Source organism: Vreelandella arctica (assembly GCF_037070215.1).
GTDB lineage: Bacteria > Pseudomonadota > Gammaproteobacteria > Pseudomonadales > Halomonadaceae > Vreelandella > Vreelandella arctica.
In genome coordinates, this window is sequence record NZ_JBANSN010000005.1 from 64,047 (window position 1) to 88,912 (window position 24,866).

Below are 24,866 nucleotides of genomic sequence, written 5' to 3' on the forward strand. Positions count from 1 at the left end.
TCTGTTCTTCGTAGGGGCCGGGATTAGCGAGTTACCGCCACGGGTGCATTCAGCTCGGCGCGTTTTGCGAGCAGCTCGAACACGCCGGGGTAGGCGGGGCGTTCCAAGTAGCGCCCTGCGCCGCGCTCGGCGTGCAGCTCGCCGTCGCGCCATGTCCACTTGCCCTGGCTGATGGTGTGACGAGCAATGCCGCGCACCGTTTTGCCCTCGAAGATGTTGAAGTCGACGTTTTGGTGGTGAGTTTTAGCGGAGATAGTGCGGGTGCCGTTAGGGTCCCACACCACAATGTCGGCATCGGAACCCACCTGAATCGCCCCTTTACGTGGGTAGAGATTGAAGATCTTGGCGGTGTTGGTGGAGGTGACGGCGACGAACTCCTGAGGCGAGAGCTTGCCGGTATTCACGCCTTCGTCCCACAGCACGGCGAGGCGGTCTTCTACACCCGCGGTGCCGTTAGGGATCTTGGTAAAGTCATCTTTCCCGGCGGCTTTCTGCTCTTCGCAGAAGCAACAGTGGTCGGTGGCGGTGGTTTGCAGGTTACCAGATTGCAGGCCGTGCCAGAGCGCTTCCTGATGGCCCTTAGGGCGGAAGGGCGGGCTCATTACATGGGCCGCTGCGGTTGCCCAGTCGGGATTCTGATAAACGCTGTCGTCGATCACCAGGTGGCCCGCTAAGCACTCGCCAAACACTGGGTGACCCTGCTGACGGGCATAGGCGATTTCGTCTACTGCGTCCTTAGTGGAAACGTGTACCAAGTAAACGGGAGCACCTAGGGTGCTGGCAATACGGATCGCCCGGCTGGCGGCTTCGCCTTCGACCTGGGGCGGGCGAGATAGCGGGTGGGCTTCTGGTCCGGTCATGCCCTGAGCCAGCAGTTTCTGCTGCATGTGATACACCAGCTCGCCGTTTTCGGCGTGAACGGTGGGAATCGCGCCCAGCTCCAAGCAGCGGGAAAAACTCTCCACCAGGATATCGTCGGTGGCCATGATCGCGCCCTTGTAGGCCATAAAGTGCTTGAAGCTGTTAACGCCGTGCTCCCGCACCAGCGTCCCCATCTCTTCTTTGACGCTCTCGTCCCACCAGGTAATCGCCACGTGGAAAGCGAAATCGGTGGCGGCTTTTTCTGCCCAGCCTTGCCAGGTGTTAAATGCTTCCAGCAGCGACTGGCCGGGGCTTGGGATCACGAAGTCGATGATGGTTGTCGTGCCGCCCGCCATGGCCGCGGCGGTACCGGTATAGAAATCTTCGCTGGCCACCGCACCCATAAACGGCATCTGCATATGGGTGTGGGGGTCGATACCGCCGGGCATCACCAATTGGTGGCTGGCATCGACAATCTCGCAGCCTTCCGGCACATCTAAATCGGTGCCGATGGCTTGGATTTTTCCATCGACGCATAGCACGTCAGCGCGGTAGGTGTCGGCGTGGGTGACGACGGTGCCGCCCTTGATCAATAAACTCATGGTTCGCTCCTGGGGTAATTGACTGAGGGGCTTATTCGCCGTCGGTTAAGCGGGTGTAGGTTTCCGGGCGGCGGTCACGGAAGAACTGCCAGTTGTTGCGCACCTCGCGCACCATGTCTAAATCGATCTCGTGTACCAGCAGCTCGTCTTCGGTTTCGCTGGCCTGGGCTTCGATCTTGCCGCGTGGGTTAACGATGTAGCTGGAGCCGTAAAAGTCGCCGATATTCCAAGGCGCTTCGCTGCCTACGCGGTTGATGGCAGCGATGAAGCAGCCGTTAGCGGCGGCCGAGGCGGGTTGTTCAAGCTCCCATAAATATTGGGATAGCCCGGCCACAGTCGCGGAGGGGTTGAAGATCACTTCGGCACCGTTAAGGGCCAGTGCTCGCCAGCCTTCAGGGAAGTGGCGGTCATAGCAGATGTACACGCCGATCTTGCCGTAGGCGGTATCGAACACCGGCCAGTTGGATTGGCCCGGCTTAAAGAAGAATTTTTCCCAAAAGCCAGCGACTTGGGGAATGTGTGTCTTGTGGTATTTGCCTAGATAGCTACCGTCGGCGTCGAATACCGCTGCCGTGTTGTAGTAAACGCCGGTCTCGGTCTCCTCAAAGATGGGCACGATAATGACCATGCGGTGCTCAGCCGCGAGCTTCTGCATCATTTGGCAGGTGGGGCCTTCCGGCACCCGCTCGGCGGCGGCGTACCATTTGCCATCCTGGCTGGGGCAAAAATAGGGTTGGTTGAACACTTCTTGGAAACACAGTACTTGCACACCTTGCTCAGCCGCTTGCTGAATCATCGGCAGGTGCGCCTCGTTCATGGCATCGCGAATCGCCGCCGGTTCCAAATCTGTACTGGTTTTTAGGCCCATTTGAATCAGGCCGATTTTCATTTTCTGCATACAAAAGCCCTCTCGTATCCTACGCGCCAACCGCTGGCTCGTTTTTAGTGGTGAGTAACGGTCCGCAGTAATCAGGTATTGCTAATGTTTGTGAGCCGCTATGGATGAGCCATTAGCGTGGGTTGCTTGGCGTGTAGTGATATCGACTAAATGCCGACGGATTATTGTTATGAGTAAAGTTGTCATATTTGACAGCTTTTTGAACATAGTCCCTTATGCAGTCGCTTTTCAAGGTTTTTTTACTGTGGGTATTCGTTTTTATTAACTAATTGATTTTATATGGGATTATTGCTTTTTATCATTGCTTTTACTCATTTGGTGAATGCGTGCACATGAATGGTGATTTATTTATTATTTTATAAATCAATCGCTTAGTATATTTATTCATGGTTTATCTGAAATTTAACGTTTCTTTTTGGTGCGCTATTTTTTTAACCAGCTATGTTTTTTAGGGGAGTTAGTGTGTGTTGATTAAAACAATAACAATTCAATGGGGAGTGATTGTCTGTCTGCCATTTAAGTCAGCTTTTGGTTCAATAAGTTAACGGCCATGCTTTGTTTTTAGGCATGTTTATTGCTGTAACAAGAGCTGAACCCGTGAATGCGATCGGCAATATCGCTGCTGAGGAGAATAAAATGACTGGCTCAAGAACCCAGATGATCGACAGAGAGGGGTTGATTGAACTTCAAGTCGGTGAGGATGTGCGCAATAGTCCTCGCTTCAACGAGGATATTGCGCCTACCCAGGCCAGCGAGCGCACCTGGAGCAAGTGGAACATTGCGGCGCTGTGGGTCGGGATGTCGATTTGTGTTCCCACCTATACGCTGGGCGGCGTATTGACCGCCTACTTTGGCTTGAGCGTTGGCGAGGCACTGTTTGCCATTCTATTAGCGAATATCATCGTGTTGATTCCGCTTACCTTAAACGCTTTTCCTGGCACTAAATTTGGCATTCCCTTTCCCGTCGTTTTACGTTCCTCCTTCGGTATCTTAGGGTCCAATGTGCCTTGCCTGGTGCGGGCATTAGTCGGCTGTGGCTGGTTTGGTATTCAGACCATGTTCGGTGGGCTGGCGATTCACTTGCTGTTGTCTGAGTTGATTCCCGCTTGGGCTGCGCTTGGCGGCGTGGGGGAAGTGATTGGCTTTTTCGTGTTCGGTGCCATGAACCTGTATGTGGTGATTCGCGGGGCAGAATCAATCAAGTGGCTGGAAACCTTGGCCGCACCGCTGCTGTTGGCAGTAGGTGTTGGGTTGATGATATGGGCATGGCCGAATATGTCGATGACCGAGCTGCTGGCGCAGCCGCCTTCGCGCCCTGAGGGAGCTTCCGTTTATGGTTATTTCTTTGCGGGCTTGACCGCCATGGTGGGGTTTTGGGCCACCCTGTCACTGAATATTCCTGACTTCAGCCGTTTTGCCAAAAGCCAAAAAGACCAGATTGCTGGCCAAATCATCGGGCTGCCGCTGACGATGTTCTTCTTTGCCGCCCTCGGTGTGGTATTAACCGCGGCGTCTGAGACGCTGGTGGGCCAGACCGTTGCCGATCCGGTGCGTTTGATTGGCTATATCGATAGCCCCTTTTGGGTCGTCATGGCGATGCTGCTGATCATCATTGCCACGATTTCCACCAACACAGCGTCGAATATTGTTTCGCCAACCAATGATTTCCAGAATATTGCGCCCAAACTGATTAACCAGACCCGCGGTGTACTGATGACCGGGGCGGTGGGCGTTTTGCTGATGGGGTACGATCTGCTGCAAAAGGCAGGTGTGATTCCTCCGGGCGTGTCACTCGAGCAGATGTACTCCAACTGGCTGCTCGGTTACTCCAGCCTGCTCGGCCCCATAGCGGGCATCATGGCGGTCGACTACTTTTTGATCAAAAAACAGCGCTTGGACGTGCCGAGCCTTTATCTGGACAACCACGCCTATCCAGCGGTGAACCTGGCCGGTTTTGTCGCGTTTGGGGTGCCGGTACTGCTCACCTTGATCTCACTGGTGACAGGCACGATGAACTGGTTCTACGATTATGGTTGGTTCACTGGGTCGGCGCTAGGGGCGATTGTTTACTACGCTGCCAGCCAAGTAGTGGCATCGTCTCCACAGGCAGGGCCTGCGCCGTTAATGGCCAGCGAGGTCACCGAGCAGCGTTAATCAGTAGTGGTAGCCAATAGCTATGTTTAAAGCTCGGCACGGAAGCCTGGCTTTTAGATTAGCTACTTTTAATTAAGCCTAAAAAAGCATCGACCACTCGGTTAGGGCGGCGGTCATGACGAGTGACCAACACAAACGGAATGCGGTAGTGCTGCGTGGCAACATGCAACGCCCGCATTTTGCCTGCGCTTACCCATTGCTCGGCAACATGCTCGGGTAGAAAGCCAATAAAACGCCCTGTCAAAATCAAAAAGGCAGCACCTTCGCGGTCGGATGCCGAAGCGCGTAGCGTGAGCGCATCATGGGCTTGGCGTGCCTCAACCGGCAGCGGATAACGAGGTGAAATAGCTGCGTGTTGTGCGATATCTGCAACGCTGAGTGTGTCATCGTGTTCCGCAAACAGCGGGTGCCCTGCGGCACAGTAAAGGTAGGAAGGCTCATCATAAAGGTGTCGGGTTTCTAAGCTGGTGGGTAGGTTCACCGCGGGTACTACGCCGACGTGCAAATGGCCATCCATTACGCCTCGAATAACGGCGTCGGAAGGCTCCATATGAATATGCAGCGTTACCTCATGTTCCGGCGCGCTAAGTTCAGCCAGTGCGTTGGTTACGTGCATGGCCGGAAGCGTCACTAGGTTGTCGGTAATGCCAATATTCAGCTCGCCTTTAATCGTTTGGTGTAAGGCGTTAACGTCGCTTTTGAAGGTTTCCAGGGCCGTTAATAGCGTGAGTCCCGCCTGATAAATCTCTTTACCTTCCTCTGTTAAGCTAAACCCGCTGCGCCCCCGCTGGCAGAGTGAAAAACCCAGCCTTCCCTCTAAATCATTCATGTGCTGGCTAATCGCTGAACGGCTAATACCGAGTGTCGTTTCCGCCGCCGTAAAGCCGCCGCACTCGACGACCGTCTTGAAAATACGAATTAGGCGTATTTCGTAGTCGCTCATTTGGCCTAGCGATGCCATAGCTGCCTCTTGATCAGGAAAAGGGGGCTTTTTTGCTGCATTGGGTTAGACAAAAAATTGATATACATCAAAAAAGCGAAGCGCCACTATCTAGCATTGCGACCATGAAGTCGCTGTGGTGTATCTTTCACTGTTATTTTTTACACTGTATCAGGTGCGCCTGCGCGACACTTGAATAAGGCCAATATTTGATGCGCTCCTCTCGCAGTGATGAGTTAACCCGCAGTACTCAAGCAATTCCGATGTATCGCCAACAGCAGCGGCAAGCCATCGTCATATTTGCGTTGGCTCTATGCATTATGTTGCTGCTATTCGGTTGGTTATTGGAAGGGCAGTACCAGCAAGAGATCCGCTCGGCTGAGTCTCGAGCTATTTCGCGTTCGAATGTAGTGGCCGAGTGGGCAAAGGGTATGCTGGGGCAGAGTGGGCAGGCACTTTTTACCTTGGCGGAGCGAGTGGAGAGTGTCGGAGGGGCGGGCCTCAATAATACGGCGAGCATACAGTATGCTTTAGAAAGTTTGGCTGGCTATATGCCACTAATTGATGAGCTTGGCGTTCTCAATGCCCAAGGGCGTGTCTGGGTAAGTAGTAGCAATAACCGGCATGCGGGTCTTGATATTAGTGAGACTGATTTTTTTCGCTCTTTCCAGCAAGGCAAGCAGCAAGAGCTGGTTACGCCGCTTTACTGGTCATCACAGAACCAGCAGTTCTACCTCTATCACGCTCGGCGGGTAAATGATGCAAACGGTAATTTTAACGGCTTGGTGGTTGCTCGGCTGGTGCCGCAGACCCTGATCGAAGCGCTGCAGCAAATGCGCGTCTATGACGGCGAAAGCATGACCTTGGTGGACTCTAATCTCAAATTAATTGCCCGACATCCCATGCCCACAAACGGCGCTACCGTGGGCAGGCAAATTGAAGATTCTGCTACGCAACAGTGGCTCAAGACGCAAGAAGCGTCACAAACATTTACCGCGCTTTCACCCATTGATGGGCGGGAGCATCTGATCCATTTGCAACGAGTCAGTCACTATCCGGTACTGGTGGCGGTGGGCGTGGATGTGCAGCAGTTATTAGCAGGTTGGCGACAGCGAACACTGGTGTTAACGGGCGTTATGGCGATTATTGTGCTATTGGGGGCGTGGGGAGTGCGCCACTATTTGAACCGCCTCGCGCTCTCTTATCAGTTGCAGACCCGTGAGATGCGGATGGATGCGCTGATTAACTCCCTACAAGACCTGATTTTTGTATTTGATGGTGAGGGACGATTTCGCTTTATCCATGCCATCGAAAAGGACAAGCTACTCTTGGGTAGCCAGCAAGCTCTAGGATTGCACTATCAGCAGGTGTTGCCCCCCGCGTTGGCAAACACCTTTGACGCCATCTTTCATCAAGTTCAGCAAACCCGTCAGGTGGCGACGTTTGAATACCCGCTGATGCTAGGCCAACAGCAACGTTACTTTCATGCCACTGTTAGCCCCTTGGCAAGCAAAACAAAATACTTTGAAGGAGTGCTTTCTGTGACCCGCGATATTACCGACGCGAAGCAAGCCGAGGTTGAACTGCAAATCGCCGCTGCTGCATTCCAGGCGCATTTAGGCATTATGGTGACCGATGCGCGGGGCAATATCCTGAAGGTTAATGACACCTTTAAGCGTATTACCGGTTACAGCGACGAGGAGGTGATTGGCAAAAACCCGCGTATGTTTAGTTCCGGCCACCATAACGCTGCGTTTTATCGTCGGCTTTGGCGTAGCGTTATGGCAACGGGTAACTGGGAAGGGGAGATATGGAATCAGCGCAAAAACGGCGAGCTGTTTCCTGAATGGCTGACCATTAGCGCCGTGTATGGCCACGGCGGTGAATTGACTCACTACGTGGCGACCATGAGCGATATTAGTGAGCGTAAAGCGGCCGAGCAGGAGATCCACCAGCTTGCCTTTTATGACCCGTTAACCGGCTTTGCTAACCGCCGACTGTTTATTGACCGTATTGGTACAGCGTTAAAAGAGCTTAACCGCCATCAGCGCTGTGGCGCGTTAATCCTGATCGATATTGATAACTTTAATCATGTTAACGATACCCTAGGCCACCATGCGGGCGACCAGCTGTTGCAAAGTGTTGCCCGGCGCTTTGGGCAAATGTTGCGAGATACCGACACCTTGGCAAGGTTGGGAAGCGACGAGTTTGCGGTGCTGATTGAAGGGATTGATGGTAGCCCCCGGCAAACTCAGCAACTGGCTGAACATATCGCGTATAAGCTGCTGGCTGCGCTGGATGAGCCGATCAGCGTGGGGGAAGAGAGTGCGTTAGTCACCGCTAGCGTAGGTATTACGATCATCGCAGATAGCCAGCGCAGTGCAGACGACTATCTTCAACAGGGAGATATGGCACTTTCCCAGGCGAAATCCAGCGGCCGACGAGCAGTGCGCTTTTTTAACCCTTCCATGCAGGCAAAACTGCTAGCTAAGGTAAAACTAGAGTCGGATCTTCGCCAAGCGCTTGAGCATCAGCAATGGCAGCTGCATTACCAACCTCAGGTTGATCGTCTGGGTAGATTAATAGGCGTTGAAGCCCTACTGCGCTGGCAGCACCCTGAGCGTGGGTTAGTCTCGCCGGGCGAGTTTATACCGCTGCTAGAGAGCACAGGGCTGATTAATGATGTCGGGGAGTGGGTGCTGGAAGAGGCTTGCCAGCAGTTAGCCCAGTGGGCAGGTTCGCCGCTGCTGGATAGGCTCACGATTTCGGTGAACATCAGCCCATTACAATTCCGCGAGAACAACTTTCTGCAGCGGGTCGAGCAGGTATTTCAGCGCACTCAAGCGCCGCTAGAGCAGCTGAAATTAGAAGTCACTGAAACGCTGTTTGTAGAGGCGCGTGACGATGCACGCGATAAAATGCTCAGTCTAAAAGCCTTGGGCGTTCGTTTTTCGCTGGACGACTTCGGCACCGGCTACTCGTCGCTGGCTTACTTGGCCCAACTGCCGTTGGACCAGCTGAAAATTGACCAATCCTTTGTGCAGCAAGTGCTAGAGAGCAAAGCAAACGCGGCGATTGTGGAAAGTACCATTGCCCTGGCGAAGAGCTTAAACCTGGATGTGATTGCCGAGGGGGTGGAAGTGGAAGCACAGCAGGCGTGGCTGATGGCCCATGGCTGTCACGCCTTTCAGGGCTATCTGTTCGGACGGCCGGTGTCCGTTAATGACATTGAAGCAGCCGTGCTAGCTCAGTCCTACGCTTGAGGCATGCAGCTTGATGAGTAACGCCGCGATCAGCGCGGCGTGCTCAAAGCTCTCGGGGGTAATCACCTCAAGCCGCGAGTCTTGCCGCCAAGCGCTGCTGGCAACGCTTAGGGCACCATCCGCGCGGTTGAACCGTTTCCAGCCGTCAGCGGTGTGGAATACTCCCTTTACCCGCGCCGTAGTGGGCAGCTCGCTAAAACAATAGGCGAGATGATCAAGGTCGAATCGCTCGGTAGGGTGCCAGCGCAGGCCCGTACTGGTGTAACCCAGGGCAGTGGCGGTTTGCTGTTGGGGCTGGCCAGGAGGGGGCGGAAAATCGAAAAAAGCGCCCTCTAGGCTAGGGCTGGCTGCCAGAGCCTGATGCTCGGCAGGCATCGCAGGCTGATCTTGTTGGCGCGCCTGGCCGCTGTCCAAGATGAGCGACACCGGCAGTACCCCTTCCTCAACGGTGTACACCCATTTACGGGCCGGCCATAGCGTGCTGATAAACTGCTGCGCTTGTTGGTGCTGGGCGTTGCTTGCCTGCTCGCCCATGGTGATAGCGATGGCGTCGGCCATATTTAGCTGATCCTGAAACGTGTCGTGCTCGCGCACGCGGGCTTCATCCAATCGGCGTGGGTCAAGCGTGGCGATGATATCCTGCACCGCCACCACGTCTTGAAACGCCTCGCCGCGCAGCAGGTCCAGCAACCCTGCCGGGTGGCCAAGGCCAGAGGGCTCAATAATCACTCGGTCGGGCTTGCTGCGCGCCAATAAATTGACCAGCGCCGCCTGAAGCACGAACGCTAGCTGGCAGCATAGGCAGCCGCCGGGCAAGCCTTTCACCACCACATCATCGCGGGCATCAAACATCGCCTGATCAATGCCGATCTGGCCAAATTCGTTGACCAGAATGGCCCATTTCTCACCCACAGGCTTTTGTTCAATCAGGCTGTGGATAAGCGTGGTTTTGCCGCTACCTAAAAAGCCGGTGACGATGTGAACGGGAACGCGTGAAGCGGCTGCCAACGGTTAACCTCCGGTCATGTTCATAAAGCGCACCACCTGCACGTCGCCATCGGTGGTGAAGTGGTGGCGTTCGGGCTTAAGCGGTAGGGCGTTAATAATGGCGGTTTTGAGCACCTGCATATCGCCAGGATGGCGGCGCAGCACGGCACGCAGATCCACCGAGTGTTCATTGCCTAAACAAAGCAGCAGGCGGCCTTCCACGGTCACCCGCACCCGGTTGCAGGTATCGCAAAAGTTGTGACTATGCGGTGAGATAAACCCAACCCGGCTGTCGCTATCCGCCATCCGGAAGTAGCGCGAGGGCCCTGGGGTGGTTTCTGTCGTGGGGATCAGCGGGTAGCGTGATTCAATCAGCGTCTGAACGTCATCGCTGGAGTAGAAGGTTTCCGCCCGAGAGTGATCGGAAACATCGCCCAGCGGCATCTCTTCGATAAAGCTAATATCGAGGCCTTCCCGGCGGGCAAAAGTGACCAAGTCGATGACTTCGTCGTCATTTCGCCCTTTCAAGATCACCGCGTTAAGCTTGATACGCTTAAAGCCTGCTTCCTGAGCGGCATGAATACCGTCGATGACTTTGGCTAAATCACCGGTGCGGGTGAGTTGCTTGAAGCGTTCGGCATCCAGCGAATCCAGGCTGATATTTAGCCGGCGTAAACCGCCGGCGTACAGCTGCTTGGCGTGTTTGCGCAGGCTGGCGCCGTTGGTGGTCATGGTGAAATCGTTAAGGCCTGGCATCGCGCCGATTTCATCGACCAACTGGGTGATATCACGGCGCACCAGCGGCTCACCACCGGTCAGGCGAATTTTTTCCACGCCGAGTTCGGTAAAGGCGCGGGCGACCATAGCCAGCTCTTCCAGCGTGAGTACCTGGGCGCGGGGCAGGAACGTCATCTCCTCGCTCATGCAGTACACGCAGCGGAAGTCGCAGCGATCGGTGACCGAGATACGCACATAGCTAATGCGCCGACCAAAGTCGTCGATCAGTTGCTGGTCAGTGTCTGGCTGGGCAGATCGCTGTGGATTAGCGTGTCGTTGCTCGGTCATAGCCATCCCGTAAGTGGTTGTATGCTGACTACCTCGCCTGGTTGTGCGCCGTCTTGGTCATCGGCAAGCTCAATCAAACAGTTAGCAGCCACCATCGAGGTTAAAATGCCCGAACCCTGGGCGCCGGTACTGCGCACGTGTAGCTGTCCATTCTCATCAGTATGGTAAACGCCGCGAATAAAGTCAGTACGCTTTAAGCGACTTTTTAACAGGTTATCGGCGATCGCATGCAGGCGATAGGGTAGCGCCATGGGCTGTCCATGAAGACGGTCCAGCAACGGTGTCACAAACTGGCCAAAGGTTACCATGACAGCGACCGGGTTTCCGGGCAAGCCGACAAATGGGGTGCGCGATTCGCCCAGCCAGCCGCAGGCCATGGGGCGCCCTGGGCGCAGTGCCACGCGCCAAAAAGCCAGGCGGCCCAGTTGTTCCAGTGCAGCGCGAGTGAAGTCGGACTGACCCACTGAGACGCCGCCGCTGGTAATCACTAAATCGCTCTGTTCGGCGGCCTGCTTAAGCGCGGTTTTGGTCGCGTTTAAGTCGTCCGGCAGAATGCCCAGATCGATCACCTCTGCCCCCTGCTCGGTGAGTAAGCCGGTCAGCGTGAAGCGGTTAGCATCGTAAATGCCGGCCTTGGGTAGTGGTTCGCCGGGGGCCGTGACTTCATTGCCGGTGGAAAAAATCGCCACTCTGGGGCGCTGGCACACGGTAACCTGTGCGTAACCCAATGATGCTAACAGTCCCATTGAGGCGGCATTGAGCCGTGCTCCCGCAGGTAGCGCCGTGTCGCCAGTGGCAATATCTTCACCGGCCTGGCGAACATGTTGGCCGTGTTTGAGAAGCTCGGGCGACTCAATAATCACATGCGCAGGCTTATCATCTATTGGTTCGCGCAGCTGTTCACTCATCACCACGGTATCGGTGCCCGGCGGCAACGGGGCACCGGTGGTGATGCGCACACAGTGACCGGCAGGTACTAATTCGCTGCGATACTGCCCGGCCAACACCTCACCGGCCAGCGGCCAATGGGTTTGCTTGGCCCCAACACCTTCTTTAGCCAAGGCGAGCGCTACGCCATCCATGGCCGCATTGGTATTTTGTGGCACGTTAATGGGGGCCTGGATGGCCGCAGCCAACCGACGGCCGTGAGCCTGCGCTAGCGGAATCTGTTCGCTGCCCAGCGGGCGCTCAATCAAGGTGGTGAGTGCCTGGCGCGCTTCATCCACGCTAAGCATGCGCTCGCCAAGGTCAAAGCAGGAGAGCGTCATGTCGACACCTTCCCTGAGACGGCTGCCAGCAGACTTTCCAAACGCAGCTTCTCTTCCTCAGTATTAAGATTGGCAAACGCATCGGGACAGTCCGACATATCGACCTTGCACCACGCATGGCGGGCGTACCAACGGTCAATCTTGCGTTCGCCTTCGGCAAGCGTGGCGGCCAAATCATCTGCCAGCGAAGTGCGTAGCAGGGCAACCACTGGATGCAGCCGTTCGCCGTCAAAGGCCACGGCGATATCATGATCGCCAATCCCTGCCACCATGCGCGCCACTAAATTGTCAGGCAGGGCGGGGGAGTCGCAGGGGGCGACTAGTAACCAAGGCGTTTTTGCCGCGCGTAGGCCGCTGTAAATACCCATCAGTGGGCCTTTAAAGCCGCCTTCTTCATCGGCAATCACGCGATCGGCGAAGAAGCGGTAGGCGTCAGCATTGCGGTTGGCGTTAATCAGCAGCTCGGCTACTTGGCCTTCAAGGCGTTTTACGACATGGCCGACTAATGGCAGGCCCGCGAACGGCTCAAGCCCTTTATCCCGGCCACCCATTCTGCGCCCTTCGCCGCCCGCGAGAATCATGCCGGTGAGTTCGTGAGTGGGAATCATGAGCTTGCCTCTTTAGATGAACGGGCATGAGATGGTCGATTAGGTATCGCATCCAGCGCCAAGCGATTCTGCGTATTAATCGCCTGAAAGTGGCGGCCTTTGGCGCGGGCAATCAGCATCACGCCGAAGCGTTCAGCCAGCTCGACGCCTTTTTGGGTAACACCGGAGCGCGAGACCAGTACGCTAATGCCCATTTGCGCCACTTTGAGTACCATCTCAGATGTCAGGCGCCCTGTGGTATAGAAAATATCAGCATCGGCACTGTCGGCTTGTTGCAACCATTGGCGCCCGGCCAGGGTATCCACCGCGTTGTGCCGCCCTACGTCTTCAACAAAGTCGAGCACCTCGGTTTGGCGGCAAAGCGCACAGCCGTGAACGGCGCCCGCGCTGCGGTAGGTCTCATTATAGGCGTTGAGATTTTGCAGCAGTTGATAGAGCGTGGATTGTGCTAACGGCGTATCGGGAAGCGCCGTCAGAGCGGTTTGGTCGAGCAGTTTACCAAAGACCGTGCCCTGGCCGCAGCCGGTCGTCACCGTGCGAGTGCTTAAGCGCGCCTCTAAATCCTCGGGCAAGTGGCGTGTAATGACGACCGCGGCTTCTACTTCCCAATCGACCTGCACGGCGGCTAAATCAGCCGCGGCACGCAGTAGCCCCTGATTGCGTAGATAGCCCACCACCAGCGCTTCAGGGTCATCGCCCAGCGTCATCAGCGTGACGATTTCACGTTTGTTGAGATACACGGTGAGTGCTCGTTCAGCGGCGATGGCCTGCTGACGCGCATCGCCATATTCATCAACGATGCTGATCTCGGTGGTGGCCGGTAAGCGGGCTCGGCTTATCTGAAGGGCAGGCTGAAGGGCGGGCATGGTAATCCTCGCGAAATAGTTCTCGCAAAACGACAGGGTTGACGATGATGGCGCTGGGGATGCTTACTTGTCTACCCATTCAAGCGCTATCCTTATAAGTGCGATTTTTCTAAGTACTATTTTCTAAGTGCTATTTTTCCACATGTCATCCATGCAAGGTGCAGGGTTTTTAAAATATGAGCGATAACCTACGCCCTATCAGTATTACCTTGGTAGCTGAGCCCAAGCAGGTGAAGCGTTTTACACTGACACAGTGGCGCATTGCTGAGCTAACGCTGGGCGATCAGGGTGATAATGTCCTTAACCTGCAGCTGTCGATGACCGAGCGTGCTGCCTATCGTTTCAATCTAACGTCGACTACTCCGCGACTGTTTGTGCGAGCAGGCTTTACCGGACAAACACCCCAGCCGGATGCGATTACCGCTAGCCAGGACGTTGCGGCTGGTTGGATGGATGGCGAGCAACAGGTGCTCGAAGCACCGATGCCAATGGCCATTCAGGTCTGGCTCGAGAGTTATCTGGCACGCCATGGGGAAGCGCCAATGGAAATGCGCAAGAAAAAACGCAAAGGGGCTGGGCGCGCCAAAGACACGCCCTCCAAGGAGCAGCCGTAATGAGTCGCCTGGAACGCTGGTCGCGACTAAAGCGCCATGTGCAAAAAGAAGAGGACGCGTCGGCGTCCTCTTCACTAGATACTAAGCCCTTAGATGAGGCATCTGCTGACCAGGAGGCAGTGCTTCATAATGAGGCCGAGCAACCTAACACTGAAAATGAACAACCCCTGGTAACGCCAGCTGAGGAGCCAGACCCCGGCAGTCTCGACCACACCTTGCCAGACCCTGACACGCTGGAAGCAGGCAGCGATTTCAGTGCGTATATGGCGCCGGGCGTTAGCGGCCCTTTACGCCGACAAGCATTAAAACGCCTATGGGCCACCGGTAACTACAACGTGCGCGATGGCTTGGATGACTACGACGCCGACTACAATAAGCTGTTGAAACCGATGGCGGCAGATCTCGCCGGTAAACTGCGCCGCTGGACGCATAAAGTGGAAGAGGCGCTTGATAAGCCAGTAGACGAGGGCAGCACCGAGTCTCCGGCTGAAGTGGCCGCCAGTGAGCCATCGACAGCTGCAGACGAAGAGCACACCGCACCTTGCACGGCCAGTAACAACGTTGTAAAAGAGACTTCACTAGACGACCAGTCTGATTATTTATCTGACACTCATACCAAATTATGACATTATTCCTTAGTATATAGAAATCAATAAGTTGAGCATTGATTTAGTTGCTAGCGTTGGCAGCGTTGACGGTAATTAGGTTGGCAAATATCAGCATTGCACATAGGCTGAACTTAGCTTCAACGCATTGTTATGCCACAATAGTTAAATATATAACTCAAAAATATAATAAGAATGATTCCCTGACCGTGAGAGCGCATGAACCAACGAATCCAACTGGCGTCGATAGACGACCAGCGCAATGCCGAGGCTCGGGAAACGGTACGCCGACGTATCTCGTGGCCAGCTAACCTAACGCCTGCCAATGTGACCTATCACAGCCGTGGTCATGCGCTGTTAATAGGCACCGAAGCCGACGTTCATCCTGCCGCTCGCGCCCTACAGGGGCGCGGCTTGGCATCGCTGACGCTACTTGTCATTGAATCTGACGCGAACAGCCCAGGAAACGGTACTGACGATCCTCTCGGGTCTAGCGAGCCGCTGGTCACCCAGACGCTGACCCAGCGGCAGCTCAGCCAATTGCGTATCAATGGCTATCTGGGCGCCTTTAACGTTCAACTTGATGATGAAGATGCTTCGCTGGATATTGCTCGTGCACTGATTGAGCGCGACGGTTTTGACTTAATCCTCGATCTTGCTCCAACTTCGCATACCCAGCGCTGGGAGCTGCCGCCTCCAGGCTATGTAGTACTGCAGTGGCAGGACGTTGAGCAGCGCAGCGATATCCTCGACGATTTTGTGGGGCTAGTGGGCGAATTCGATAAGCCGCGCTATTTTCAAGTCAACAGTGATTTATGTGCGCACTCCACCAGCGGCAACATTGGCTGTACCCGCTGTTTGGATGTTTGCCCGGCGGATGCCATCTCCAGCATTCAGGGGCGGATTGAGTCCCATATAGAGATTGATCCTTTCCTCTGCCAAGGCGTAGGCAGCTGCACCAGCGCTTGTCCTACGGGCGCTATCGAATTTCGTCTACCGGAAACGCGCCGCCAGCAAGACACCCTATCCGCTTGGCTGGCAGCCTACCGTGAAGCCGGTGGTCAGGTGCCGGTGCTGCGTTTTATTACCCATGACTCACAAGATGCCGAGCGGGCTGCGGGTGTAGTGCCCGCAGGCCATATCATCGACGCACCGTTAGAAGAGCTGGGAGCCGCAGGCCACGACCAGTGGCTAACCGCCCTGGCTGCCGGTGCCGCTGAAGTGCGTATCCAGCTGCACCCTGATATGCCTGTCCGCTTGAGTACCTTTTTGACTGATCAAGTCGCCCAGGCACATGCCTTGCTGGACGCGCTGGGCCATGACCGCGCCCGTGTGACGCTGATTGAGGTAGCCGACCACGCCGCTCGCGACGCGCTTCCGGCGCTTACTCCACTGACTGAGGCGCCGCTTAGTCTACCTGAACCCGAAAAGCGGGCACGCTTGAACCGCGTGCTGGCACGGTTAGCAGAGTTGGGTAACCCCAGCAACGAGCGGGTTGCTATGCCGGTGGGCGCTGCCTACGGCGCCATTCAGGTGGATCGCGATGCCTGCACGCTGTGCCACGCCTGTGTCAGCAACTGCCCAACCCCCGCGCTCAAGTCGGGTGGCAAAACGCCCGCGCTGAGTTTCCTTGAGGCGGATTGTGTGCAGTGCGGCTTGTGTGAACAAGCCTGCCCCGAAGATGCAATTACACTGATGCCCGGCTTCTTGGCCTCGGAGGCTCGCGAAACGCGCCATATTTGTCACGAAGAAGCAGCCTTTGAATGCATCAACTGCGGCAAGCCGTTTGCTACTGTCAGCACGGTAGCTACTATTAAAGAGAAGCTGGTCAACCACCCCTACTTTGCTGGCGAAGCGATGATTCGTCTGGAAATGTGTGAAGACTGCCGCGTTAAGGATGTCTGGAAAACCATGATTCGCGATCCCGACGCGCAACTGAAGGTATAAGCCGATGACGGATGCACTGCCCACGCTGAAAGAAGCGGATGCGCTACGTGCCGATATTTACCGGCTATTGGCCACATTATTACGCCGGACTCCGGATGCTGAGTTGCTAGATTGGTTGGCTGAACTGGACATCGAACAAGACGGCAGCCGTTTGGCCGAGTGTTGGCATGCGCTGGCAGCCGCCGCCAAGAACACCGACGTCGAGGGACTGCAGCGTGCTCACTTCCGCCTCCTGGTCGGCGTCATTCAGGGTGAGGTGGTGCCGTATGCTTCTTGGTACCGCAATGGCGAATTGATGGAAGCGGCGCTGGTGGCGCTGCGTAAGGATTTGAAGGTGCTCGGCTTTGTGCGCAGTGAACATAACCGTGACCCAGAAGATCACTTGGCGGCACTATGCGAAGTGATGGCAATGCTGATTGACTCAGCTAGTCACGAGCAGGCCTATTTCTTTAGCCAACATTTAGCCCCTTGGGCGGCCAGCTGTTTTGCCGACCTGGGGCAGGTAGACACCGCTTTCTATGCAGCGCTGGGGCAGTTGGGTGGCGCTTTTATGGAGAGTGAGGAGGCTCGCTTGAGTGTTGATGCGGGTCATACGCCGGTGCGTATTGTTGAGCCTTAACGCAGGCTCCATAAAAAATCAGTAAAAATCAAAAAACAGCATAAAAAGACCCGCTATAAAGGCATGCAAGAGGAGAAACCCATGCACCCGTCACACAATCCTGAGCGCCGCCGTTTTATGAAAACCGTTGGGTTGGGAACCGCCGCTGCTGGCGCTGCAGCGGCAGTCGGTCATGTCACCCTGGCACAGGCTGACACTGCCCCAGTGAAAAACGAAAAACAAACGGCTAACTACCGTGAGACCGACCACGTCCGCGCTTACTACGCCTCGTTGCGTGACTGACGGCGGAATGCCAGGAGATTTGCCATGCGTTTAACTCGCAAAACAGACACCCCCAAGGCCTCTGGACTGGGAATTTCCCGCCGTCAATTCCTTAAGCGCACCGGTGCAGCCACAGGCGGCGTGGCCGCTGTCGGCTTCATGGGGGCGCCGATGATGCAGCGCTCTGAAGCCGCGGACAAAACACCGGTACTGGACTCTCCGGTAGAGACCAAGCGCACCATTTGCTCCCACTGTTCGGTGGGTTGTGGCGTTTATGCCGAAGTTCAAGAGGGCATTTGGACCAAGCAAGAACCTGCTTTTGACCACCCTATCAACCGCGGCGCACACTGCGCAAAAGGCGCTTCGCTGCGCCAGCACGGTCACTCCACGCGGCGCCTTAAGTACCCGATGAAACTGGTGGCCGGTGAGTGGGAGCGCATGAGCTGGGATGACGCCATTAACGAAATTGGCGACAAACTGCTTGAGCTGCGCGAAGAACACGGCCCGGACAGCGTTTACTGGTTGGGCTCTGCGAAGTTTAGTAACGAGCAGGCGTACTTGATGCGCAAGCTTGCTTCGCTGTGGGGCACTAACAACACCGACCACCAGGCGCGTATCTGCCACTCCACCACCGTGGCAGGCGTGGCGAATACTTGGGGTTACGGGGCGATGACCAACTCGCTCAATGACATGCATAACAGTAAGTCGATGCTGTTTATCGGTTCTAATCCTAGTGAAGCCCACCCGGTGGCGATGCAGCATTTCTTGATCGCCAAAGAGCGCAATAATTGCGACATCATCGTGGTCGACCCGCGCTTTACCCGTACTGCCGCCAAAGCCAATAAATACGTGCGTCTGCGTCCTGGCTCAGATGTGGCGTATATCTGGGGCCTGCTGTGGCACATTTTCGAGAACGGCTGGGAAGATAACGAGTACATCAACCAGCGCGTTTACGGGATGGATGAAGTGCGCGCCGAAGTCGCCAACTTCCCGCCCAGCGTCGTCGAAGAAGTCACCGGTGTCCCCGAAGCCGAGATGTACGATGTCGCCAAACGTCTCTCCGACAACCGCCCGGGCTGTGTCGTCTGGTGTATGGGCGGTACCCAACATACCACCGGCAACAACAACACCCGCGCTTACTGCATTCTGGAGCTGGCGTTGGGCAATATTGGTGTCGCTGGCGGCGGCGCCAACATCCTGCGTGGCCACGATAACGTGCAGGGTGCTACTGACCTTGGCCTTGGCTGTGACTCGCTGCCGGGCTACTACGGCTTGGCGGAAGGCGCATGGCAACACTGGGCACAGGTATGGGATGTCGACTACGAGTGGATTAAAGGCCGCTATGACGATACCGAATACGCCGATGGTCAGCCCATGTACAGCCCCGGCATTACCGTGTCGCGTTGGGTCGATGGCGTGCTCGAAGACGACGAAAACATCTCCCAGCGCACCGCGCTGAAAGCGATGTTCTACTGGGGCCACGCGGTTAACTCCCAAACCCGCGGTGTAGAAATGCAAAAGGCGATGCAGAAGCTGGAGATGATGGTCATCGTTGACCCTTATCCCACCGTCGCTTCCGTCATGCATGACCGTACCGATGGCGTTTATTTGCTGCCAGCAGCCACCCAGTTTGAGACGACCGGCAGTGTTACCGCCACCAATCGTTCGATTCAGTGGCGCGACCGCGTGATTGAGCCGCTGTTTGAGTCCAAGCCAGACCACGAAATTATGTACCTGTTTGCCCGCAAGCTGGGCATTGGTAATGAGCTGGTGAAAAACTACCAGATGAACGGCGACGAGCCGTTGATCGACGATATTCTGCGTGAAATCAACCGCGGCATGTGGACGGTAGGCTATACCGGGCAAAGCCCTGAACGCCTCAAAGAGCACCAGAAAAACTGGCACACCTTCAGCTTCGAGAACTTGCGCGCAGAGGGTGGCCCGGCGGATGGTGACTACTACGGCTTGCCGTGGCCTTGCTGGGGTACACCTGAGTTTAAACACCCGGGCTCGCCCAATCTTTACGACACCAGTGTTCCTGTGATGGAAGGCGGCATGGGCTTCCGCGCCCGTTTCGGTATCGAGCGTGACGGGATCAACCTGTTGGCGGAAGGTTCAGCGCCTGTCGGCGGCGATATTGACGACGGCTATCCGGAGTTCAACGACCAACTGCTCAAGGATCTGGGCTGGTGGGACGACCTGACCGCCGAAGAGAAGCAGGCGGCGGAAGGCAAAAACTGGAAAACCGACCTCTCCGGCGGTATCCAGCGTGTCACGATTGAGCATGGTTGTGCGCCCTACGGCAACGCCAAGGCCCGCGCTGTGGTCTGGACCTTCCCCGACCAAGTGCCGAAGCACCGTGAGCCGCTTTACACCACGCGCCGCGATCTGGTTGAACGCTTCCCTACTTGGGAGGACTTTGACTCGATCATGCGCCTGCCGACCATGTACAAAACCATTCAGGATCGTGACAACACCGGGGATTACCCGATGATTCTCACCTCCGGGCGTTTGGTTGAGTACGAAGGGGGCGGTGAAGAGACGCGCTCCATGTCGTGGCTTGCCGAGCTGCAGCAAGAGATGTTTGTCGAGATCAATCCGGCCGATGCCAACGACCTCAGTATCAAAGATGGTGATGATGTCTGGGTTGAAGGGGCTGAAGGGGGCCGGGTGAAAGTTAAAGCGCTGGTCACGCCTCGCGTTGATCGTAACGTCGCATTCATGCCGTTCCACTTTGGCGGCATGTTCCAAGGCGAAAGCCTGCGCGACCGTTACCCGGATGGGTCTGACCCGTACATCATCGGTGAAGCGGCTAACACCGCCACCACCTACGGCTACGATCCGGTGACACTGATGCAAGAGACCAAGTGCACCATTTGCCGCATTGAGCGCGCCTGAGTCTAGAAAACTTGAGTCTAGAAAACTGAGTTTAGAACAAAAGACGCGCCCGACCTGACAGTACGGCGGTGCGGGAGCCATCCCGCACCGGCATGAGGAGAACACCATGGCTCAAATGAAATTTATGTGTGACGCAGAACGCTGCATTGAATGCAACGGCTGTGTCACCGCCTGTAAAAATGCCAACGATGTCGAGTGGGGTATCCAGCGCCGCCGCGTGGTGACACTGAATGATGGCGAAGCGGATGAAATGTCCATTTCCGTCGCTTGTATGCACTGTGACGACGCCCCCTGCATGGCCGTCTGCCCGACCGACTGCTTCTACAAGACCGATGACGGCATCGTTCTGCACGATAAAGACCTCTGCATCGGTTGTGGCTACTGCCTCTACGCCTGCCCGTTTGGCGCCCCGCAGTTTCCCCAGCAGGATGCGTTCGGCGAGCGCGGCAAGATGGACAAATGTACCTTCTGCGCGGGCGGCCCGGCCGAAAGCAAAGAAGAAGAGTACGAGAAGTACGGTTCTAACCGTATTGCCGAAGGCAAACTGCCGCTATGTGCAGAAATGTGCTCTACCAAAGCACTGCTTGCCGGTGATGCCCAAGACGTTGCCGATATCTTCCGCCAGCGCGTTGTACACCGTGGCCATAAAGATGGCGCCTGGTCCAACAATCCCCAGGCCAGCGCCGACAACCTAGCCTATGATGCTGCCCATAAAGGGTAAGGAGGCGTGTCATGAACCTGTTGACTGCACAGGCACCCGGTGGGGTGCCAAGCTCAGGTAAAGGGCTCGCCCTGGGCATTTGGCGTTTTATGTTGGTGGCGCTTGCTTTGGTGCTAAGCCTCGGCTTTACACAAGTGGCAGTAGCTCAAGCAGACCCTGATCGCGAAATGACCACCGCTGCCCCTGGCATTACCGCTGATCAGTGGCGTCAGGTGCGTAGTGGTGAGACTGGCCCCAACTACCGCGACTCGCGCTATGAAAGCAACTACAGCCTGATCAACTCAAGCGGTGAAACCTGGCGGGAGATTCGTAACCGCTGGGTATCGCCGTTTGGATTGATTGCGGTATTTGGTATGGCGGCGCTGATCGCGCTGTTCTACTTCATCGTCGGCCGTAAGGAGCTTGAAGCACCGCGCACGGGCCGCCTGCTGTTGCGCTGGACGCTAATGAAACGCGCACTGCACTGGACGGTAGCGACGCTGTTTATCATTCTGGCGCTGACCGGGATGACGCTACTGTTCGGCAAGTTCGTGTTCCGCCCCCTGTTTGGCGATGGGATTTGGGCGTGGATGATTGCGGCCACGAAAGTGCTGCATAACTACCTGGGACCAATCTTCGGCATTCTGCTGGTGATCCTGCTGGTCAGCTTGATCAAAGACAACATCCCCAAAAAGCACGACTGGGTGTGGTTTAAGAAAGGCGGCGGCATGATTGGCAAAAAGCATGTGGATGCCGGCTTTGCCAACGGTGGCGAAAAAGCTTGGTATTGGCTGTTAGCGACCGTCGGTATTCTAGTCATTGCCAGTGGCTTTGTGCTCGACTTCCCCAACTTCGACCAGAGCCGTGACACCATGCAGTGGGCCAATATTATCCACGCAGTGGGCGCATTGGGTCTTACGGCGGTTTCCCTCGGGCATATCTATATCGGCACGTTGGGTACCGAAGGCGCGCTAGAAGGTATGACCACGGGCTATGTGGATGAGACCTGGGCTAAAGAGCACCATAATCTTTGGTACGAAGAGGTCAAAGACCAAACGCTATCGGAAGAAGAGGTGGCGGCACGCAAATCATCTGGCGGCGGCGGTGAACCGTCGGCGACGCGAACCAGTTGATGATCACATTTTGGTAGCTAAGACACCGCCTTCCGGCGGTGTCTTTTGTTATGCTTGAACACAAGTCATATTTATTAGAGGAATGGTTATGTCAGCGTTTGATCAGTTAGACCCAGCCACGCGTACCGAGCTTGAAGCCGCCGCGTTTCGGCGCTTGCTACAACATTTGGACGATAACAAAGATGTTCAGAATATCGACCTGATGATTCTGGCGGATTTTTGCCGCAACTGCTTATCGAAGTGGCTGGTTAGCGCCGCTGAAGCGCGGGATGAAAGCCTCAACTATGATGAGGCCCGCGAGTACGTTTACGGTATGCCTTACAGCGAGTGGAAAGAGCTTTATCAACCGGAAGCCACGCCAGAGCAAATGGCGGCTTGGGAAGCCCACCACGCCAAAAAGAAAGCAGCCAAACAAGGGTGACGTCGATGAGTGAGCCAATGGTGCCCCTCAATATAGCCGTACTCACGGTCTCCGATACTCGCACAGAAGAGACGGATCGCAGCGGCCAGGCGCTGGTTGAACGATTAACCAGTGCCGGGCACACGCTGGTTGAAAAACGCATCGTGCCAGACGATGTCTACCGCATTCGTGCGGTGGTCGCGAACTGGATCGCCGATACGGAAGTACAGGTGGTGATCACCACCGGTGGCACCGGCTTTACTGGCCGAGACTCCACCCCTGAAGCTATCTCTGTGCTGCTGGATAAGCGCATCGAAGGCTTTGGCGAACGTTTTCGCCAGCTAAGCGGTGAGGAAATCGGCAGCTCCACTATTCAAAGCCGCTGCCTAGGTGGGCTAGCTAACGCCACGGTAGTGTTCTGCCTACCTGGCTCGACCGGCGCCTGCCGCACCGGTTGGGACGGCATTCTGGCCGAGCAGTTGGATAGCCGCCACAAGCCCTGCAACTTCGCCAACCTGGTCATCCCAGGCCGAGGTCAGCATGGCTGATTTGCAGCCGATATCCGCCGCGCTTGAAGCGCTGCTAGCAGACGTTAGTGCACTCGGTGCAGAGAGCGTTCCGCTGGAAGCCGCCGGAGGGCGTGTGTTGGCCGCCGCCGTCACCGCACAGTTGGATGTGCCACCCTTCGATAATAGCGCGATGGATGGCTACGCCTTGCGCGCCGCTGATGCGGGACGGTGGCTGCCGGTGAGTCAACGCATTGCTGCCGGCACGCAGGCGAAAGCGCTTGCGCCTGAAAGCTGCGCGCGTATTTTTACCGGCGGAGAGATTCCTCCTGGGGCTGACTGCGTGGTGATGCAGGAGCGCGTTAAAGTTGACGGTGAACGTGCGTGGCTGCCTGCCGATATTCCAGCGGGCGATAATGTCCGCCGCCAAGGGCGCGACGTGCGTCAGGGCAGCGTGCTGTTAAATGCCGGTGAGCGGCTCGAAGCAGCGGCCCTTGGCCACTTAGCAGGCCAAGGCATTATCCAGGTCAGTGTGCGTCAACGGCCCCGTGTGGCGCTGCTCTCGACGGGTGATGAGATTATTGATCCCGGCACGCCGTTAAAGCCGGGGCAGCTCTACAACTCAAACCGGCCGATGCTTAGACGCCTGTTAGAGAACTTTGGCGCCGAGGTGGTGAGTACCGTTAGCGTACCGGATGACTACACCCGCACCGTGGCACTGTTAACGGCCGCCGCTGCTGAAGCAGACCTGGTGGTCACCACCGGCGGCGTGAGCGTCGGCGAAGAGGACCACGTCAAAGCCGCGCTGGAAGCGATTGGCCAGCTCGATATGTGGAAGCTGGCGATTCGCCCCGGTAAGCCGTTAGCGCTCGGCCGCTTGCCGCGGGATGACGGCAGCCAGGCGCGATTTGTTGGTTTGCCAGGGAATCCGGTATCAGGGTTTGTCGGTGCTTGGCTATTTTTGCGCCCATTGCTGGGGGCAATGCTTAGCTGTCCTGCGCTGAGAACACTACCGACGATTACCGCCAGCGCTGGGTTTGCCACCGCCACTGGGCCACGCGAGCACTATATGCGTGTGACGCTGACATTTACCCCCCGCGGCGTGACGGCGATGGCCTTTGAGGACCAGAATTCTGGCGTGCTTTCGTCGTGTATCAACGCGGACGCCTTCGCGGTGATTCCCCCTAATAGCGAAATCGCAGAAGGCGATGTGATTAGCTGCTTATGGCTGGCGGTCTAGGGCTGGTGGACTAGGGCTTGTGAAGGCTAAGCTTGCCTGCATCCAGCAGTAGCACAAGTTGTTGCTGCTCAAAGGTGAAACCGCATAGCGCTGGCGAAAAGCGGCGGGATTGGAGTAGTTTCGGCAGTGGGTAGAGCGTGCTGGCGGGCAGGTGCTGAAGCGTGATGTCGCCGTCCACGCCCAATTGCCAAGTGCTGGCGGCGTGGTCACTGGCTGTTTGAGTATCGCGCAAGGTTAACCAGCGGCTAGGTGGGGGGTGATGGTCGCCGCCTTCATAGAGTAGCGAGTGGGCGTTGGCAGTGAGCAGTGCTGTAGGGCGTGCGGTCATGGCGAGCACGTGACACGCTTCCAGAGCAGCACGATAAGGCCCTACCCAAAATAGCACCAAGGCGACTTGGGCTTGCTCATGATGCTCGCGTTCCAGGGGCACC

At 56.2% G+C, this 24,866-nt stretch carries 22 protein-coding genes; 13 read left to right on the forward strand and 9 right to left on the reverse strand.

What is annotated here, in order from left to right; genetic code table 11:
- Positions 1-23: 23 nt before the first annotated feature.
- Both hydA and V8L70_RS06000 read right to left on the reverse strand, forming a co-directional pair.
- Positions 24-1,463, reverse strand: a complete 1,440-nt coding sequence (gene hydA / locus V8L70_RS05995) for a dihydropyrimidinase (RefSeq protein ID WP_336269065.1) — start codon at positions 1,461-1,463, stop codon at positions 24-26.
- A gap of 31 nt (positions 1,464-1,494) precedes the next feature.
- On the reverse strand, positions 1,495-2,361 hold the full coding sequence (locus V8L70_RS06000; protein WP_101148127.1) for a nitrilase-related carbon-nitrogen hydrolase: 867 nt from the start codon (positions 2,359-2,361) through the stop codon (positions 1,495-1,497).
- Positions 2,362-2,997: 636 nt separating this feature from the next.
- Between V8L70_RS06000 and V8L70_RS06005 the strand changes: the two genes are divergently transcribed.
- Positions 2,998-4,515: an NCS1 family nucleobase:cation symporter-1 gene (locus tag V8L70_RS06005; RefSeq protein ID WP_101148183.1), complete on the forward strand. Its 1,518-nt coding sequence runs from the start codon at positions 2,998-3,000 to the stop codon at positions 4,513-4,515.
- Positions 4,516-4,573: 58 nt separating this feature from the next.
- Here V8L70_RS06005 and V8L70_RS06010 read toward each other — a convergent pair whose 3' ends face one another.
- Entirely contained in the window at positions 4,574-5,476 is a 903-nt protein-coding gene (locus tag V8L70_RS06010; protein ID WP_101148126.1) for a LysR family transcriptional regulator, read from the reverse strand.
- A 191-nt stretch (positions 5,477-5,667) separates the two neighbouring features.
- On the opposite strand from V8L70_RS06010, the gene V8L70_RS06015 reads away from it, so the two are divergent.
- Positions 5,668-8,718: a bifunctional diguanylate cyclase/phosphodiesterase gene (locus V8L70_RS06015; protein ID WP_101148125.1), complete on the forward strand. Its 3,051-nt coding sequence runs from the start codon at positions 5,668-5,670 to the stop codon at positions 8,716-8,718.
- Here V8L70_RS06015 and V8L70_RS06020 read toward each other — a convergent pair.
- Genes V8L70_RS06020 through V8L70_RS06040 form a run of 5 tightly spaced genes read right to left on the reverse strand, consistent with a single transcriptional unit; the run spans position 8,698 to position 13,512 of the window.
- The gene (locus V8L70_RS06020) at positions 8,698-9,726 is read right to left on the reverse strand and encodes a CobW family GTP-binding protein (protein WP_101148124.1); all 1,029 of its coding nucleotides are present in this window, start codon (positions 9,724-9,726) and stop codon (positions 8,698-8,700) included. The two genes, V8L70_RS06015 and V8L70_RS06020, sit on opposite strands and share 21 nt — an antisense overlap.
- A gap of 3 nt (positions 9,727-9,729) precedes the next feature.
- Complete coding sequence (gene moaA, locus V8L70_RS06025; RefSeq protein WP_101148123.1) at positions 9,730-10,770, reverse strand: GTP 3',8-cyclase MoaA; 1,041 nt, start codon at positions 10,768-10,770, stop codon at positions 9,730-9,732.
- The gene (moeA, locus tag V8L70_RS06030; protein ID WP_101148122.1) at positions 10,767-12,038 is read right to left on the reverse strand and encodes a molybdopterin molybdotransferase MoeA; all 1,272 of its coding nucleotides are present in this window, start codon (positions 12,036-12,038) and stop codon (positions 10,767-10,769) included. The genes moaA and moeA overlap by 4 nt, the downstream gene beginning before the upstream one ends.
- Positions 12,035-12,646, reverse strand: coding sequence for a molybdenum cofactor guanylyltransferase MobA (gene mobA / locus V8L70_RS06035; protein WP_101148121.1), 612 nt, complete (start codon positions 12,644-12,646; stop codon positions 12,035-12,037). Before mobA ends, moeA begins: the two co-directional genes overlap by 4 nt.
- Positions 12,643-13,512 (reverse strand): formate dehydrogenase accessory sulfurtransferase FdhD, encoded by an 870-nt coding sequence (locus V8L70_RS06040; protein ID WP_101148120.1) that lies wholly within the window; start codon positions 13,510-13,512, stop codon positions 12,643-12,645. Before V8L70_RS06040 ends, mobA begins: the two co-directional genes overlap by 4 nt.
- Before the next feature lie 176 nt (positions 13,513-13,688).
- On the opposite strand from V8L70_RS06040, the gene V8L70_RS06045 reads away from it, so the two are divergent.
- From V8L70_RS06045 to V8L70_RS06095, 11 genes are all read left to right on the forward strand, one after another.
- On the forward strand, positions 13,689-14,126 hold the full coding sequence (locus tag V8L70_RS06045) for a DUF3305 domain-containing protein (protein WP_008959349.1): 438 nt from the start codon (positions 13,689-13,691) through the stop codon (positions 14,124-14,126).
- The gene (locus V8L70_RS06050; protein ID WP_101148119.1) at positions 14,126-14,752 is read left to right on the forward strand and encodes a DUF3306 domain-containing protein; all 627 of its coding nucleotides are present in this window, start codon (positions 14,126-14,128) and stop codon (positions 14,750-14,752) included. Before V8L70_RS06045 ends, V8L70_RS06050 begins: the two co-directional genes overlap by 1 nt.
- Positions 14,753-14,950: 198 nt before the next feature.
- The gene (locus tag V8L70_RS06055) at positions 14,951-16,678 is read left to right on the forward strand and encodes a 4Fe-4S dicluster domain-containing protein (RefSeq protein WP_101148118.1); all 1,728 of its coding nucleotides are present in this window, start codon (positions 14,951-14,953) and stop codon (positions 16,676-16,678) included.
- A 4-nt stretch (positions 16,679-16,682) separates the two neighbouring features.
- Positions 16,683-17,297: a TorD/DmsD family molecular chaperone gene (locus tag V8L70_RS06060; RefSeq protein ID WP_008959352.1), complete on the forward strand. Its 615-nt coding sequence runs from the start codon at positions 16,683-16,685 to the stop codon at positions 17,295-17,297.
- 81 nt (positions 17,298-17,378) lie between these two features.
- A complete protein-coding gene (locus V8L70_RS06065; RefSeq protein ID WP_008959353.1) occupies positions 17,379-17,579 on the forward strand; it encodes a twin-arginine translocation signal domain-containing protein in 201 nt (66 codons plus the stop codon).
- Positions 17,580-17,603: 24 nt separating this feature from the next.
- Complete coding sequence (locus V8L70_RS06070; RefSeq protein ID WP_101148117.1) at positions 17,604-20,456, forward strand: molybdopterin-dependent oxidoreductase; 2,853 nt, start codon at positions 17,604-17,606, stop codon at positions 20,454-20,456.
- A gap of 106 nt (positions 20,457-20,562) precedes the next feature.
- Positions 20,563-21,177 (forward strand): formate dehydrogenase FDH3 subunit beta, encoded by a 615-nt coding sequence (gene fdh3B, locus V8L70_RS06075; RefSeq protein WP_022521832.1) that lies wholly within the window; start codon positions 20,563-20,565, stop codon positions 21,175-21,177.
- An 11-nt stretch (positions 21,178-21,188) separates the two neighbouring features.
- Entirely contained in the window at positions 21,189-22,289 is a 1,101-nt protein-coding gene (locus V8L70_RS06080) for a formate dehydrogenase subunit gamma (protein WP_101148116.1), read from the forward strand.
- 88 nt (positions 22,290-22,377) lie between these two features.
- Positions 22,378-22,710, forward strand: a complete 333-nt coding sequence (locus V8L70_RS06085; RefSeq protein WP_101148115.1) for a DUF1244 domain-containing protein — start codon at positions 22,378-22,380, stop codon at positions 22,708-22,710.
- A 5-nt stretch (positions 22,711-22,715) separates the two neighbouring features.
- Positions 22,716-23,237, forward strand: a complete 522-nt coding sequence (gene moaB / locus V8L70_RS06090; protein ID WP_035580813.1) for a molybdenum cofactor biosynthesis protein B — start codon at positions 22,716-22,718, stop codon at positions 23,235-23,237.
- Positions 23,230-24,435: a molybdopterin molybdotransferase MoeA gene (locus tag V8L70_RS06095; protein WP_101148114.1), complete on the forward strand. Its 1,206-nt coding sequence runs from the start codon at positions 23,230-23,232 to the stop codon at positions 24,433-24,435. The genes moaB and V8L70_RS06095 overlap by 8 nt, the downstream gene beginning before the upstream one ends.
- 10 nt (positions 24,436-24,445) lie before the next feature.
- Here V8L70_RS06095 and V8L70_RS06100 read toward each other — a convergent pair whose 3' ends face one another.
- Positions 24,446-24,865, reverse strand: coding sequence for a hypothetical protein (locus V8L70_RS06100; RefSeq protein ID WP_101148113.1), 420 nt, complete (start codon positions 24,863-24,865; stop codon positions 24,446-24,448).
- Position 24,866 lies beyond the last annotated feature (1 nt).

What these genes read in the sequence shown, in the direction of transcription:
- hydA (WP_336269065.1), bottom strand. Translation starts at nt 1,463, where the DNA reads ATGAGTTTATTGATCAAGGGCGGCACCGTCGTCACCCACGCCGACACC.
- V8L70_RS06000 (WP_101148127.1), bottom strand. Translation starts at nt 2,361, where the DNA reads ATGCAGAAAATGAAAATCGGCCTGATTCAAATGGGCCTAAAAACCAGT.
- V8L70_RS06005 (WP_101148183.1), top strand. Translation starts at nt 2,998, where the DNA reads ATGACTGGCTCAAGAACCCAGATGATCGACAGAGAGGGGTTGATTGAA.
- V8L70_RS06010 (WP_101148126.1), bottom strand. Translation starts at nt 5,476, where the DNA reads ATGGCATCGCTAGGCCAAATGAGCGACTACGAAATACGCCTAATTCGT.
- V8L70_RS06015 (WP_101148125.1), top strand. Translation starts at nt 5,668, where the DNA reads ATGCGCTCCTCTCGCAGTGATGAGTTAACCCGCAGTACTCAAGCAATT.
- moaA (WP_101148123.1), bottom strand. Translation starts at nt 10,770, where the DNA reads ATGACCGAGCAACGACACGCTAATCCACAGCGATCTGCCCAGCCAGAC.
- moeA (WP_101148122.1), bottom strand. Translation starts at nt 12,038, where the DNA reads ATGACGCTCTCCTGCTTTGACCTTGGCGAGCGCATGCTTAGCGTGGAT.
- mobA (WP_101148121.1), bottom strand. Translation starts at nt 12,646, where the DNA reads ATGATTCCCACTCACGAACTCACCGGCATGATTCTCGCGGGCGGCGAA.
- V8L70_RS06040 (WP_101148120.1), bottom strand. Translation starts at nt 13,512, where the DNA reads ATGCCCGCCCTTCAGCCTGCCCTTCAGATAAGCCGAGCCCGCTTACCG.
- V8L70_RS06045 (WP_008959349.1), top strand. Translation starts at nt 13,689, where the DNA reads ATGAGCGATAACCTACGCCCTATCAGTATTACCTTGGTAGCTGAGCCC.
- V8L70_RS06050 (WP_101148119.1), top strand. Translation starts at nt 14,126, where the DNA reads ATGAGTCGCCTGGAACGCTGGTCGCGACTAAAGCGCCATGTGCAAAAA.
- V8L70_RS06055 (WP_101148118.1), top strand. Translation starts at nt 14,951, where the DNA reads ATGAACCAACGAATCCAACTGGCGTCGATAGACGACCAGCGCAATGCC.
- V8L70_RS06060 (WP_008959352.1), top strand. Translation starts at nt 16,683, where the DNA reads ATGACGGATGCACTGCCCACGCTGAAAGAAGCGGATGCGCTACGTGCC.
- V8L70_RS06065 (WP_008959353.1), top strand. Translation starts at nt 17,379, where the DNA reads ATGCACCCGTCACACAATCCTGAGCGCCGCCGTTTTATGAAAACCGTT.
- V8L70_RS06070 (WP_101148117.1), top strand. Translation starts at nt 17,604, where the DNA reads ATGCGTTTAACTCGCAAAACAGACACCCCCAAGGCCTCTGGACTGGGA.
- fdh3B (WP_022521832.1), top strand. Translation starts at nt 20,563, where the DNA reads ATGGCTCAAATGAAATTTATGTGTGACGCAGAACGCTGCATTGAATGC.
- V8L70_RS06080 (WP_101148116.1), top strand. Translation starts at nt 21,189, where the DNA reads ATGAACCTGTTGACTGCACAGGCACCCGGTGGGGTGCCAAGCTCAGGT.
- V8L70_RS06085 (WP_101148115.1), top strand. Translation starts at nt 22,378, where the DNA reads ATGTCAGCGTTTGATCAGTTAGACCCAGCCACGCGTACCGAGCTTGAA.
- moaB (WP_035580813.1), top strand. Translation starts at nt 22,716, where the DNA reads ATGAGTGAGCCAATGGTGCCCCTCAATATAGCCGTACTCACGGTCTCC.
- V8L70_RS06095 (WP_101148114.1), top strand. Translation starts at nt 23,230, where the DNA reads ATGGCTGATTTGCAGCCGATATCCGCCGCGCTTGAAGCGCTGCTAGCA.